We start from the raw sequence: 14,213 nt of genomic DNA, 5'->3' as shown, positions 1-14,213 counted from the left end.
CGCATAGCACGAGAACTTTCGTATGGATCGCCGACTACTGATACTGGCCGTGGGCATGTTCGCAATGGGCACCGACAACTTCGTTGTCGCCGGTATCCTGCCCGGCGTCGCCGCGTCGCTGAATACATCGGTCAGCCTCGCCGGGCTGATGGTCACCTTTTACGCGTTGACCTACGCGGTGGCCGCCCCGGTCATGGCGGCTCTGGCGGGCGGCTGGCCGCGCAAGCTTCTGCTGGTTGCCGCGCTCGGCATTTTCGTGGCCGGCAACATGTTCACCGCGCTCGCCACGGACTTGCACTGGGTTTTATTTAGCCGGGCTCTGTCGGGCTTCGGCGCAGCGCTGTTCTCGCCCACTGCATTGGGCGTCGCCTCCGCGCTTGCTCCGCCCGAAAAACGCGGCCGTGCGTTAGCCGCGGTAACGGCCGGATTGACGGGGGCGACCGCGCTCGGCTCGCCGATCGGCACGTTTATCGGCGGATTCGGAAGCTGGCGAACGACGCTGTGGTTCGTCACGCTGCTCGGGATGGTGGCGATGATCGGCGTCTGGACGATGCTGCCATCCGTTCCCCGCCCTGCGTCCGTCCGATTGCGAGAACGGCTTGCACCGGTTCGCGACGCGCGGATAACGCTCACCTTGCTCACTTCGTTATTCGGCTTCGGCGGGTTCCTTATGGTGTACACGTATGCGGGCGTGGTGCTGCAACGTGTCACGCACGGCGACGGACGCATTCTCGCCGGCATGTTCCTGTTGTGGGGCGTGGCGGCGACGGCCGGCAATCTGCTCGCCGGCCGCCTCGTGGACCGGTTCAGGAGCCGCCACATCATCAATGCGATGCTGTGGCTGGCCATCATCAATTTTTGCGCGTTGCCGTGGGCATCCGCGCATGTATTCAGCACTGTCGTTGCGCTCACGATCTGGGGCATATGCGGGTGGGGGCTGATCGTTCCGCAACAACATCGGCTGGTGCAACTGAAACCGGATGTTGCGCCCTTGCTGCTGGCTCTGAACAACACCGCGACATATATCGGGCTCGCCTGCTCCGGCGTGCTTGGCGGCGCGGTGCTGCGGGAGATCGGTGCGCAGTACCTGAGTCTCGTTGCGGCCGCGCTGATTGCGATCGCCTTTCTGTTCGCCGAAGCCGCGCATCGTTGCATGAACCGGGTGCACGTACAACACGATGCGACGGCCCGGGGTCGCGAGACCGCGGTCATGGGGAAACCCTGATCCGATCCGGAGCGCCGCACGCAGCGCTGGAAGCGTTTCGCAACTTCTGCGGGATGGTTCTGAAGGGTTAGCGAGACGACCCGAAGATCCGGCGACTCGGCTAAGCAACCTGGTCGAAACTGGCGCCTCCATCTGAACTCACGAGATATGAATTCCTGAGTTGCGCGAGAACAATGCAGTCAACGCAAGTTCAGGCAGCGGTGCCATACAGGGGCAATATTTTCGCCTCCAGCATTGCAATCGCCTGAATGGCAAGTTGTGACAGCGTGTGCTTGCTACTGGTTGCGATTGCAAGACGGCTGAAGAGGGTCGGCTCGGTAATGCGGATCACCCGGAAGCGCCGCTTGAGCACATCGCTACTGGTGGCATTGAGCGATAGCACCGCATAGCCGATGCCCTCGCTGACCAGATCGAGAATCGAGGTCACCGCATCGACCTCCAGCTCGATCCGCAATCTGACGCCCTGTTCCGCGGCAGCCGCCTCGACCATCCGTCTGATCGCATGCATGCGGCCGGGAATGATGAGCGGATAGCGCACGATTTCCCGCAGCGCGATCGCTGTTGTGGACTCGCCCGCTGCGTCTGTGTGTGTATCGCCGTTGTCCGGGCCGATCAGAAACAGTTCCTCAGTAAAAATGGTTCGCTTGTCGATCAGCGGCGTATCGAACGTGTCGTACAGGACAGCGACGTCGATGCGGCCCATCATCAGCCATTCGATCAGATAGGTGGACAGGCCTTGCGCCACCGAGATCGTCGCGCCGGGAAAAGAAGAGCGAAAGCCACGCACGAGTTCATGCGTGGCGACCCTCGCGAAGCTGGGGGTAATGCCGATGCCGAAATGACCGCCGGGTGCTCCGTGCAACTCGTCCAGATCCTGAGAGGCGCGCTGCACCTGCTGGAGGATACCTTTCGCATGCGCGAGCATGCGCTGGCCGGCCGGCGTCAACGTCACGCCGCGCCCGGTGCGCTCGAGCAGCGTATGTCGCAATTCCACTTCCAGATGCCGCACCAGCCGGCTCAAGGCGGGTTGATTCGAGTCCAGCGTAATCGCGGCACGCGTAAAGCTGCCGAGTTCAGCGACGTGAACGAATGCCTCGAGCTGCTTCAGGTCCATTGTCGATAACTCATGTGAAATTCACATAACAGCTAGTTGAATATGGAGATTGTATCGATCCATCGTCGCGGCCACAATGCAGACAACCCATAGAAAGCCGCGCCATGCGGCCTGACATTGAGACGACGCTCATGAAATCCTGCCTGCCGCCCGACCCCCACCCCATTCAACCCGCCCAGCGCCTGCCCGCCGGTGCCTGCGATGCGCATTGCCACGTGTTCGGCCCGGCCGAAATCTTTCCGTATGCCCCGGACCGCAGCTATACGCCGCCCGACGCGCCGTTCGAGCGGCTTGTTGCGCTCCACGATTTTCTCGGCGCGAGCCGCGGCGTGATCGTGCAGGCAAGCTGCCATGGCACCGACAACACTGCAATGCTGGATGCGATTGCGCGCGGCAACGGACGCTATCGCGGCGTCGCGATTGTCGACGGCGACGTCACCGACGAACAGCTGGCTGATCTCGACGCGCGCGGCGTGCGCGGCGTGCGCTTCAATTTCGTCGCGCATCTGGGCGGTGCGCCCGATCTCGACGTTTTCGATCGCGTGCTCGAACGTATCGAGCAGCTTGGCTGGCACGTCGTGCTGCATCTCGATGCACAGGACATCCTCCAATACGCCGGGCGGATTGCGCGTATCAAGGTGCCGTTCGTGATCGACCACATGGGTCGCGTACGCGCGGAAGCCGGAGTCGATCAGCAGCCGTTCCGCCAGTTGCTGGAACTGATGCGTAATCCGCTCGCCTGGGTCAAGGTGTGCGGGGCCGAGCGCGTGTCCGCGGGCCGCCGTCCGTTCGACGATGCGATTCCCTTCGCGCGCACGCTGATCGAAGCCGCGCCCGAGCGCGTGCTGTGGGGTACCGACTGGCCGCATCCGAACATCAGCAAGGACATGCCGAACGACGGCGAACTGGTCGACCTGCTGTTCCGCTTCTGTCCGGACGCAGCGCTGCGCGAACAACTGCTCGTCACGAACCCGGCGCGGCTTTACGGGTTCTGAGCGACCCGCTCCCTTCTCTCACTTTTGAACTGCCACACCACGAATGGCAGTCAGGCGCAAATCCGACTCGATCGGGTTTTCGCTCACCATTCGAATCAGGAGACAACGATGACCGATATGCATCGCCACGCGGCCAACGCAGGCCCTTCGGCCGATCAGGGAGCAGCGCCATGACCGACAGCGCCGTCATGACGCCCTCCGCACTCAGCGCGAAGAAACCCTTCTATCGCACGCTGTACTTCCACGTTTTGCTCGCGATTCTGCTCGGCGTGCTGCTCGGTCATTTCGCACCGTCGCTCGCCGTGCAGATGAAGCCGCTCGGCGACGCCTTCATCAAGCTGGTCAAGATGGTGATCGGCCCGATCATCTTCTGCACCGTCGTCACCGGCATGGCCGGCATGGGCGACATCAAGAAGGTCGGGCGTGTCGGCGGCAAGGCGTTGCTGTATTTCGAAGTCGTCTCGACACTGTCGCTCGTGATCGGACTCGTGGCCGGACATCTGTTTCGTCCCGGCGCGGGCTTCAATCTGAATCCCGCGGCGATCGATACCAAAGCGCTCGCCGGATTCACGACTGCCGCGCATGAACAGAACACGGTCGAGTTTCTGATGCACATCATTCCCGACACCGTCGTCAGTGCATTCTCAGCCGGTAACGTGCTGCAGATTCTGCTGATCTCGGTGCTGTTCGGCGCCGCGCTCGCGGCCACAGGAGAATATGGCCGGCCGCTAGTTCGCATGATCGATCGCTTTGCACAGACGTTCTTCGGCATCGTTCACATCATCATGAAGGTCGCGGCGATCGGCGCGTTTGGATCCATCGCGTTCACGGTAGGTACCTTCGGGATCGGTGCCGTACTGCCACTGCTCAAGCTGATCGGGACGTTCTATCTGACGCTCGCCTTCTTCGTGCTGGTGGTGCTCGGCATTATTTCCCGGTTGCTCGGCTTCAGCATTCTGCGCTTCCTGAGCTATATCCGCGAGGAAATCCTGATCGTGCTCGGCACGAGTTCGTCCGAGGCCGCGCTGCCGCGAATGCTCGAAAAACTCGAACGGCTCGGCTGCTCGAAGTCCGTAGTGGGTCTTGTGATTCCGGCCGGCTATTCGTTCAATCTGGACGGCACCAACATCTACCTGACGATGGCCGTGCTGTTCATCGCGCAGGCCTTCAACATCGAACTTACCCTGACGCAGCAGCTGACGCTCGTGGGCGTGGCGATGCTGACGTCGAAAGGTGCGAGCGGCGTGGCTGGCGCGGCCTTTGTGATGCTGACATCGACATTGATGGTGTTCCCGATTATTCCCGTGTCCGGAATGGTGCTGATCCTCGGCATTCACCGCTTCATGGGAACGGGACTCGCGATCGCCAACACCATCGGCAATGGTGTCGCCACCCTGGTGGTGTCCGCGTGGGAGCACGAACTTGACCGCTCGAAACTGAACGCCGAAATGTCGCGCCGTCACACCGAATGACCGGCTAGCCGGCGACAAAAATCCTCGTGTGTTTCGCTGTCTGTGTGCGCCACCGGCGCACGCAGTGGGAGCACTCGTACATAAAACTACAAACTGGTTTGGAGACGAAACATGACGTCGTTAAAAAAAGGCGCTAACCGCCTGCTTTTGAAACTCAACGCTGCATGCGTGGCCACCGCACTGCTCGCGGCCGGCGGCTTCGTTGCACGTACCGCGTACGCCGACGATTCGCAGGCAGCCGCCGGCGCAGCGACGATGTCAGGCTCCGCCGTTCAGCTGTATGGACTGATCGGCATGTATCTCGACAGTTCCAAACTGAGCACCGCTCGAGCCAGCACGGTACAGCTAGGCGGCGGCGGGATGACGACGTCGTTCTGGGGCATGCGCGGCCGCGAGGACATTGGCGGCGGCAATGCGGTGTTCTTCGCGCTCGAAAGTTTCTTCAGGCCGAACACGGGGCAGATGGGACGCAATACGACGGATGGCCTGTTTTCCCGCAATGCGTATGTCGGCCTGACCGGCGCATACGGCACGTTCAAGTTCGGAGAACAGACCAATCCAACTTATCTTAATCAGACATTCGTTAATCCGTTCGGTGGATCGGTGGTGTTTTCGCCGTTGATCGTGCAGTCGTACACGGCGAGCTACAGCAATACGCAGATCGGCGACACAGTCTGGCAAAACGCCATCGAGTATGTGTCGCCCAGCTATGGCGGCCTCACGGGCACGGCGATCTATGGCGTCAGCAGCACCGCGGGTCAACAGGGGAAGGACAACATCGGTTTGCATCTGACATATGCAAACGGGCCGCTCACGGCAGTGTTCTCGGCGCAGCGTGTACGAACGGCGGCGATCGCGCCGTCTAGCGGTCAATATCTTTATCTTGCAGGCGCTGCGTACGACGCAAAGATCGTCAAGCTCTATGGAGCTGCGCAGATGACAAGCAACAACGACGTTGAGACCGGCTCGCATACGTATGAGCTAGGGGTTTCCGTACCGTTGTCACCGGCGAACGTGATCCTTGCCGAATGGGCGCGCACGAAGAAGAGCGCACCGCTGAACCATAGCAACGTACGCAACACCGGCTCCATTGCATACGACTACATTCTGTCCAAGCGCACGTATGTGTACGTGGTCTATTCCTACGACAAGCTGACGGCCAATCCTTCGGGCAGTACATACGGTGTCGGCATGCAGCATACGTTTTAGGGCGAGGCGAATCTGCAGACGCAAAAGATTAGCTAACGAAGTCCGCGCGCATGCATCCCGACACAGAGATGCATCGAGGGCATTCCTCTCATTTCCGACCTCCCCTGCGGCCGCCCCCGCCAAGCTTCGTCACGGCCTGGAGCCGGCATGAAAGAGGATGGACCTTGCTTAAACCTCCCGGGCACGCGGCCACGGCGCTCGTCACCGGGCACACGCCGTGTTGTCAGCGCGCGGCAAGCTTCATCCTGACGGGGTGTCCGCGGATAAATCACTTGTGGAGTCCCCGTCTCCCGGCCCTTCCGACGCCCACGCTTACACCTTCAACTCTTATATAAGATATAAGATAATTGACCGCAAGCGCTTGTCCCCTTTAAAATTGCACTAAACGCTACCCGGCACAGCCATGGCGGGCCGGATGCCATCCCCTGAAACGCCAACATCAGCAGGTTCTTTCATGCTTGAAAACTTTCGCGCTCACGCAGCCGCACGCGCCACGCTCGGTATTCCTCCCCTGCCGCTGACCGCCCAGCAGACCGCCGAACTGGTGGAGCTCCTCACCAACCCGCCCGCAGGCGAAGAGCAAACCCTGCTCGACCTGATCACCAACCGCGTGCCCGCCGGCGTCGACGAAGCCGCCCGCGTGAAAGCCGGTTTCCTCGCTGCCGTCGCCAAGGGTGAAACCGCCTGCGCGCTGATCCCGCGCGCTCGCGCCACGGAACTGCTCGGCACCATGCTGGGTGGCTACAACATCCAGCCGCTGATCGAGCTGCTGTCGGACGCGGAAGTCGGCACCGTTGCCGCCGAAGCGCTGAAGAAAACCCTGCTGATGTTCGACGCGTTCCACGACGTGAAAGAACTGGCCGACAAGGGCAACGCCAACGCGAAGGCCGTGATGCAAAGCTGGGCCGACGCCGAATGGTTCACGAGCCGTCCGGAGGTGCCGGAAAGCCTGACCATCACCGTGTTCAAGGTGACGGGCGAAACCAATACGGACGACCTCTCGCCGGCGCCGGACGCCACCACCCGCCCGGACATCCCGATGCACGCGCTGGCCATGCTGAAGAACGCGCGTCCCGGCATCACGCCGGAGGAAGACGGCAAGCGCGGCCCGATCAAGTTCATCCAGTCGCTGAAAGAAAAAGGCCATCTGGTCGCCTACGTCGGCGACGTGGTCGGCACCGGCTCCTCGCGCAAGTCGGCCACCAACTCGGTGCTGTGGTTCACGGGCGAAGACATCCCCTTCATCCCGAACAAGCGCTTCGGCGGCGTGTGCCTCGGCGGCAAGATCGCTCCGATCTTCTACAACACCATGGAAGACGCGGGCGCGCTGCCGATCGAACTCGACGTGTCGCAAATGGAAATGGGTGACGTGGTCGAACTGCGTCCCTACGAAGGCAAGGCGCTGAAGAACGGCGCGGTGATCGCCGAATTCCAGGTCAAGTCCGACGTGCTGTTCGACGAGGTGCGCGCTGGCGGCCGTATTCCGCTCATCATCGGCCGTGGCCTGACCGCCAAGGCGCGTGAAGCCTTGGGTCTCGCTCCGTCCACCCTGTTCCGCCTGCCGCAGCAGCCGGCCGATAGCGGCAAGGGCTTCTCGCTCGCGCAGAAGATGGTCGGCCGTGCGTGCGGCCTGCCGGAAGGCCAGGGCGTGCGCCCGGGCACGTACTGCGAACCGAAGATGACCTCGGTCGGCTCGCAAGACACGACCGGCCCGATGACGCGCGACGAACTGAAAGACCTCGCGTGCCTCGGCTTCTCCGCCGACCTCGTCATGCAGTCGTTCTGCCACACCGCCGCGTATCCGAAGTCGGTGGACGTGAAGACGCACCGCACGCTGCCGGACTTCATCAGCAACCGTGGCGGCATCGCGCTGCGTCCCGGCGACGGCGTGATCCACTCGTGGCTGAACCGCATGCTGCTGCCCGACACCGTCGGCACCGGCGGCGACTCGCACACGCGCTTCCCGATCGGCATCAGCTTCCCGGCGGGTTCGGGGCTGGTCGCGTTCGCCGCAGCCACCGGCACGATGCCGCTGGACATGCCGGAATCGGTGCTGGTTCGCTTCAAGGGCAAGATGCAGCCGGGCGTCACGCTGCGCGACCTCGTCAACGCGATCCCGCTGTACGCGATCAAGCAAGGCACGCTCACGGTCGCCAAGCAAGGCAAGAAGAACATTTTCTCGGGCCGTGTGCTCGAAATCGAAGGTCTGCCCGATCTGAAAGTCGAGCAGGCGTTCGAACTGTCCGATGCATCCGCCGAGCGTTCGGCTGCCGGCTGCACGGTGCATCTGAACAAGGAACCGATCATCGAGTACCTGAACAGCAACGTCACGCTGCTCAAGTGGATGATCGCGCAGGGTTACCAGGACCCGCGCAGCCTGCAGCGCCGCATCAAGGCAATGGAAGCATGGCTCGCCGACCCGCAACTGCTGTCGCCGGACGCGGACGCCGAGTATGCAGCCGTGATCGAGATCGACCTCGCCGACATCCATGAACCGATCGTCGCCTGCCCGAACGACCCGGACGACGTGAAGACGCTGTCCGACGTGGCCGGTGCGAAGATCGACGAGGTGTTCATCGGCTCGTGCATGACGAACATCGGTCACTTCCGTGCGGCGTCGAAGCTGCTGGAAGGCAAGCGCGACATTCCGGTCAAGCTGTGGGTCGCGCCGCCCACCAAGATGGATCAGAAGCAACTGACCGAAGAAGGCCACTACGGCGTGTTCGGCACGGCCGGTGCGCGTACCGAAATGCCGGGCTGCTCGCTGTGCATGGGCAACCAGGCACAGGTGCGCGAAGGCGCGACGGTCATGTCCACGTCGACCCGTAACTTCCCGAACCGTTTGGGCAAGAACACGAACGTGTACCTCGGCTCGGCCGAACTGGCGGCAATCTGCTCGCGTCTGGGCAAGATTCCGACCAAAGAGGAATACATGGCCGACATGGGCGTGCTGACCGCCAGCGGTGACAAGATCTACCAATACATGAACTTCGACCAGATCGAAGACTTCAAGGAAGTGGCGGATACGGTCGCGATGTAAATGTGATGACGAGCTACAACGCGCGATGCGCGTTGTAGCTGACGCAAGAAAAGCGCTGTAGGTGTTTGAACTACACCCCGAAGAGTTGGACACCTGTCCAACGATTTGGGGTGTTTTTTTTGAGCAGGCACAACCCCAACGCTACCTTTCCGGCCGAAACGAAACCTATGACGGCACGCTGGCTAGCTGCCTTTCTGGCAGTTCGTGCTTACCTGAATCGTTGACCAATTTCGAGGCCAGATGCAGCAAACGCCATGTGCAGGCCATCCGAGAGCAACAAAACGCTTGGGCATGGGTCACGACCGATAGCTGGCCCGGAATCTGCGCAGTGTTTCGGGCAGGCGCGCATTTGCGCGTCCCGCTTACTCAAATCAAGGATTCTCCATGACCGATCCCCGCAACATCGCGCACGACAAGAAAGTCCAGCAAGAAAAGAAACATCACGGCGAAGACGTCGCGCCCGACGCGGAACACGCGCCTCAGCCTGGAAAGAAGCCGCACATCAAGCATGAAGAACCCAAGGAGGAGAACTCACCCGCTGACGAAGCCTCCAGCTAGGTTTAACGCCCGGGCGTGTCCCGGGTCCGTCGGCGCAGCAAGGGTGCGGCGGCAGGCCTGCGCGGAGCTTCCGTAGGCCATGAAGCGCCATCCGGGCTGCGTCTGTGAATGTCCGCCATCGACGAAACAGCAGCTACTTCTTCATCAACGCGTGTCGCGGAAGGGTAATCGTGAATATGCATCCGATACCCGGAATGTCGCGCACGCTCAGAACGCCATCATTTAATTCGACGCTGCGCCGAGCGATAGACAGGCCGAGCCCGAGTCCCGATTTGTCCGTTCCGAACTGGGTGAACGGCAGAAACATCTGTTCCGCCTTGCCCGGCGGCAAACCACCCCCATGATCCTTCACTTCAATGAGAATCTTGTCGGCGACGGCATATGCGTTCAGCGTGACCTCGGAATTTGGCTCAGTAAATTTGAAGGCATTCTGTAGGAGATTGCCGAGTGCCGAATAAAGAAGGTCGCGGTTGCCACTCACAGCGAGCTGGGGATCGACTGGCGTTACCACAAAGCTACACCCGCGTAGCTGCGCGGCCAGATTTGCCGCCTGCTTTGTTTCGTTTATGAAGTCCGACAGCGAAAACAGCGTCCATTTCGCGCTATCCCCTGAGGGGACGCGAGCTTCTTCAACTGAATGATCGATGAGCTTTCCCAAGCCGGTCAGGCTACGTTCCAGGACGGCGCCCGTGGCGCCGAACAACGGTAAATTTCCAGCCTTTGCGGCGGCAAAGGCGAGATTTGCCGTGTTCAGGAAGTTGCGAAGCTCGTGGACGAAGGACCCAATGCGCTCGCCTTCTTCAAGGGCGTGTTGAGTAACCATTCTGGAGTCGCGCTGATAACTGAATTCAGTGACAGCATCGGCAATCGCGTTGTCGAGGCAACGGTTCAGCGTGCGGAACTCGTCGATCGAAAACGGCGCGTCGCGTTCGTGAGCCAGATCGGTAATTGCCTGACACAGGTCGCCGTAATCATGGACCACCTGATCGACCGAGTACCCGAGCCGCAGTAACTCGTGTCCGTGCTGGGCTGCCGCCTCTCCGATCTCCGAGCGGCCGACATTACCCCCGGATGAGCCCGACACAGTGACGCTGTCTCCTGGGTGATCTGTCTGCTCTATGCGCAGCGTGCTAATGAGTTGTTCGAGGAACAGCGGAACACCGTTTTCGAGTTGCAGAACGGACGCGTCGCGCGCTGGACGCTGTCCCACCTTGATCCTACATCGGGAGATCAGCTCGTCGCGGTTATTTGCAAGAAATGTGTGAAGCATCGTGCCTCCGCTGGTGCCTTCCATACTAACCCAGAATGCCGACAACTTCAGATGGACCCGATGACCATGTGTCACCGACAAGGTCCACGCAAAAAAGACGCCAGCTTTAAATCGGGCTTCGGGCATGTGCAGATGCGCGCCGCTACCCTTCCGGGCACCGAGCGGGCGGGCGCGGACACGAAAAAGCGGATGTGAGCCGGACGGTGGCCATGACGCTCTGGCAGATTCAGATCGACTTGAACAACGGGCTCTTCCCGAACGCTTCAGCGCCGTCCGCACTGGTCAGGAATTTTTCCGTGTAGATATCGCGTTCGAACAACTGCCCTTGCATCAGCGTTCTAATGGACGCTTCGATCATGACGGGCGGTCCGCACAGATACGCTTTGTGGCCGCGAAAGTCGCCGGCGAAATGCGCTTTTGCCGCTTCATGAACGAAACCTCGAAAGCCTGTCCAGGAGGAGTCTTCAGCCTCGCTGGAGAGGGCCGGGACGTACGTGAAATTCGTATGGCGGCGCGCCAGTTCGAGAAAGAACTCGTGATAGTAGAGTTCTGCGCGGTCGCGGGCGCCGTAGACCAGCGTGATGGGCCGCGCATCGCCCCGCTCCAGAAGATCGAGCAGCATCGAGCGCGGGCTCGACAGGCCGGAGCCTCCCGCAATCAGGATCACCGGCTGCGGGTCGGATACCCGCATGAAGAAACGGCCGAACGGTCCACTGAAGCGGATCGCGTCGCCGGGCTTTAGCGTTTCATGCAGATACGCCGTGCCCTTACCACCCGGCACACGCCGTACGTTCAGTTCGACGAGCGTGGACGCCCCCGGCTTGTCGGCAAGCGAAAACGCGCGCGGCACATCTTCACCGGGGATATGCACATTGACATACTGGCCGGCCTGAAACTGGATGCCCTGCTCGTTCAGTTCGATAAAGATGCCCTTGATGGTGGGCGTCAGATCGACAATGTCCTTCACGCGTCCCACGTAGTCCCTGACCGGGAAATGGCGCGCATCCGCGTCCTCATCAATATCCGCCTCGATGGTCGTATCGGACTGCACCGTCGCGCAGCACGCGAGGCACTTTCGTTCATCGCGTTCGAAATCCATCAGCGCGAACGGCGATGCGTTGCCATGTTCGACCTCGCCGTCGATCACCTGCACCTTGCAGGTTGCGCACATTCCGTGGCAGCACGCGTGCGGCAACCACACGCCTGCGCGCAGACACGCATCGAGAATGGTCTGATCGTCGTGGATTTCGATCGAGTGGCCAATTGGCTCGATCGTCAGCTGATAACTCATGTCAGCCCTCCTTTTTTCCGTTGATGGCGTGGACCCGTGACTAGCTGCACGACCCGTGAATACCCGTCAGACCCGGCGTGCGAAAGCGGATCACCGCTTTGTGCTGCAGGCCGTTTTCGCCGAGGGTCTTGTCGAACTCGGGTGTAAAGCGCTCGTTGGAGCGAAACCATTCGATCTGCTCGACCGAGACCTTGTCCCAGTCCGGGTGCGACGAATAGATACCCGGCAGCACTTCCTTGACGAGTGCGTCGAACGTCAACGTCGGCGGCACCGGAATGCAATGGGGCGCACAGAACATGAGGTGGTCTTCCCAGCCGATGAAAAGCAGCCGGTTGCCGTGAAAGTTTTCTTCACGGTCTTTCACTTCGCCCTGATAGCCTTCTTTGAGCGCGATAACGGCCATGATGTGTCTCCTTGAATGATCGATGAACGCGCGTTCAGGCGGCTTTTTCAGTGGATTCGGTTGCCGCGGGCGCACCGCCGCTGACACCCGGTTTGCCGGTCCAGCGCATCCAGTTCTTGCGGTCGGACGAGTCTTCGAACTCGTGACCGTCCTCGCCGACATTGATGTGGTAGTAGCGCAGTACTTCGAGAAGCGGATTGAAATCCGCCGCGCTCGGGTCGGCGTCTTTCTCGAAACAGTTTCCCTGGTAGATCTGCTGCACCGGCATCCACGCCTGCACGTATTTCTCAGGCTCGTTGTTGAAGATGTCCTTGCAGCCGTCGGAACAGAAGTGATATTTGTTGCCGAGATAATCGCTTTCGCGATAACAGATCTTCGTCGGGTCGTCCGGCTCGGTGAACGCCATCGGAATCTGGCAGATCTGACAGAGCATGGGAAGCGTATTGTTGTAGAAACGCTTGCCCGCCTGTTGCTGCTCGCGCCAGTATTCGAAGCGCGGCCGATAAAGCGTGTCGAACGTTTTCGGATACTTTTCCGCCAGCCACGTCATCTCGTCGTCGGAAGGAATCCATGTGTGCATTGCAGCCGCGTGTGTGTAGTTGTAGAAGATGCCCCACGCTTCGTGGGAAAGACGGTCCTTTTCTTTCGACGCTACCTCGTGGTACTTCGGCATGCGAATGCCATAGCGCTCCAGATCGTGGAATAGCGCGCCACCGTTTTTCTCGAAGTAGGTTTCCCACGCCTCTTGCCACGACATGATCCGCTTCGGCAACATGTAATCCATCATCATGGCGACCAGCGTCAGCAACCGGTAACCGCGCCAGAACCACTTGTCGACCCATTTCTGGATGATCGGCACATTGCCCGGGTCCTGCTCCAGCAGAAACTTCACGACCTCGAGGCCCAGCGTCATATGCCGCGATTCGTCCGATTGCGCGGAAAAGCCGAATGTCACCGTCGCCATATCGCCATTGAATGCGGCGCCTGACATGAACGGCATGAACAGCAGATTCGTCAGCACGTATTCGAACGAGAACGAGATGGCCGTGACGAATTCGAACGGTCCCGCGCTCATCGCATCTTCGAAATACGACTTCGGCACCGAGAGATACCAGACCCGGTCGTGCATATGCTTGAAGTCGTGAAAACCGTTGAAGAACTTGTTGTAATGGCTGATGGTGTGAACCTGCGTTTGCGCGTGACGCAGTTCGTCGATTGCCTGCATCTGGCACGCGATACGCGCGCCGGCGCCGCGGAAATTACGCCCCGCAAGGGCGAAACCGCGATGCGCGGCATATTCGAGCGGACTGACGCCGGTCAGGAACAGTTTCAGCGCGTTGATATAACGCGGATCCGTGACGTTGAACTGACCGTTGTTTTGCTGGAACGCGTCGATGATCGCGTAGAGCTTGCGTTCCTTTTCGCCCTGGTACTTCCAGTACGCGTCCATCGTGAGACGGAACGGGTCTTCCCATTTGTCCCAGTCATGCACCTTGATGCCTTCGAAGGTATCGTAGGGAAAGACCTTGTCCATCGGTTGATAAGTCGTCTCCCAGCCAAGGCCGCGCGTCAACATCGCGTAGTTTTCCTTGATGCTGAGTTTTTTCGGCGTTGCGCTTGTCGTGCTCATGTTTTG

General features: G+C 60.4%; 11 protein-coding genes. 6 read left to right on the top strand and 5 right to left on the bottom strand.

Annotated features, from left to right (window positions below; genetic code table 11):
- The first annotated feature begins 22 nt into the window (after positions 1 to 22).
- The gene (locus PQR54_RS15985) at positions 23 to 1,225 is read left to right on the top strand and encodes an MFS transporter (RefSeq protein WP_408247257.1); all 1,203 of its coding nucleotides are present in this window, start codon (positions 23 to 25) and stop codon (positions 1,223 to 1,225) included.
- Positions 1,226 to 1,415: 190 nt separating this feature from the next.
- Here PQR54_RS15985 and PQR54_RS15980 read toward each other — a convergent pair whose 3' ends face one another.
- Positions 1,416 to 2,339, bottom strand: a complete 924-nt coding sequence (locus tag PQR54_RS15980; protein WP_408247255.1) for a LysR family transcriptional regulator — start codon at positions 2,337 to 2,339, stop codon at positions 1,416 to 1,418.
- A 131-nt stretch (positions 2,340 to 2,470) separates the two neighbouring features.
- On the opposite strand from PQR54_RS15980, the gene PQR54_RS15975 reads away from it, so the two are divergent.
- From PQR54_RS15975 to PQR54_RS15955, 5 genes are all read left to right on the top strand, one after another.
- A complete protein-coding gene (locus tag PQR54_RS15975; protein ID WP_408247253.1) occupies positions 2,471 to 3,334 on the top strand; it encodes an amidohydrolase family protein in 864 nt (287 codons plus the stop codon).
- Between the two features lie 170 nt (positions 3,335 to 3,504).
- Positions 3,505 to 4,806 (top strand): dicarboxylate/amino acid:cation symporter, encoded by a 1,302-nt coding sequence (locus PQR54_RS15970; RefSeq protein WP_408247251.1) that lies wholly within the window; start codon positions 3,505 to 3,507, stop codon positions 4,804 to 4,806.
- 111 nt (positions 4,807 to 4,917) lie between these two features.
- A complete protein-coding gene (locus PQR54_RS15965; RefSeq protein WP_408247249.1) occupies positions 4,918 to 6,015 on the top strand; it encodes a porin in 1,098 nt (365 codons plus the stop codon).
- A gap of 454 nt (positions 6,016 to 6,469) precedes the next feature.
- A complete protein-coding gene (gene acnB, locus PQR54_RS15960) occupies positions 6,470 to 9,055 on the top strand; it encodes a bifunctional aconitate hydratase 2/2-methylisocitrate dehydratase (protein ID WP_408247248.1) in 2,586 nt (861 codons plus the stop codon).
- Between the two features lie 384 nt (positions 9,056 to 9,439).
- The gene (locus tag PQR54_RS15955; RefSeq protein ID WP_408247246.1) at positions 9,440 to 9,613 is read left to right on the top strand and encodes a hypothetical protein; all 174 of its coding nucleotides are present in this window, start codon (positions 9,440 to 9,442) and stop codon (positions 9,611 to 9,613) included.
- A 133-nt stretch (positions 9,614 to 9,746) separates the two neighbouring features.
- On the opposite strand, the gene PQR54_RS15950 is transcribed toward PQR54_RS15955, so the two are convergent.
- The 4 genes from PQR54_RS15950 to PQR54_RS15935 form a co-directional block, all read right to left on the bottom strand.
- Complete coding sequence (locus PQR54_RS15950) at positions 9,747 to 10,883, bottom strand: sensor histidine kinase (protein WP_408248042.1); 1,137 nt, start codon at positions 10,881 to 10,883, stop codon at positions 9,747 to 9,749.
- A gap of 226 nt (positions 10,884 to 11,109) precedes the next feature.
- Positions 11,110 to 12,174, bottom strand: a complete 1,065-nt coding sequence (locus tag PQR54_RS15945; RefSeq protein ID WP_408247244.1) for an NADH:ubiquinone reductase (Na(+)-transporting) subunit F — start codon at positions 12,172 to 12,174, stop codon at positions 11,110 to 11,112.
- A 40-nt stretch (positions 12,175 to 12,214) separates the two neighbouring features.
- Entirely contained in the window at positions 12,215 to 12,577 is a 363-nt protein-coding gene (locus PQR54_RS15940) for a phenol hydroxylase subunit P4 (protein WP_408247242.1), read from the bottom strand.
- A 34-nt stretch (positions 12,578 to 12,611) separates the two neighbouring features.
- Positions 12,612 to 14,207 carry an aromatic/alkene/methane monooxygenase hydroxylase/oxygenase subunit alpha gene (locus PQR54_RS15935; protein WP_408247240.1) on the bottom strand — a complete coding sequence of 532 codons (1,596 nt, stop codon included), beginning with the start codon at positions 14,205 to 14,207 and terminating at the stop codon, positions 12,612 to 12,614.
- Between the last annotated feature and the right edge of the window lie 6 nt (positions 14,208 to 14,213).

This window comes from Paraburkholderia phytofirmans (assembly GCF_046028095.1).
Lineage (GTDB): Bacteria > Pseudomonadota > Gammaproteobacteria > Burkholderiales > Burkholderiaceae > Paraburkholderia > Paraburkholderia phytofirmans_A.
Note: the sequence above shows the minus strand (reverse complement) of the source record. Positions and strands in the feature narration are given on the sequence as shown.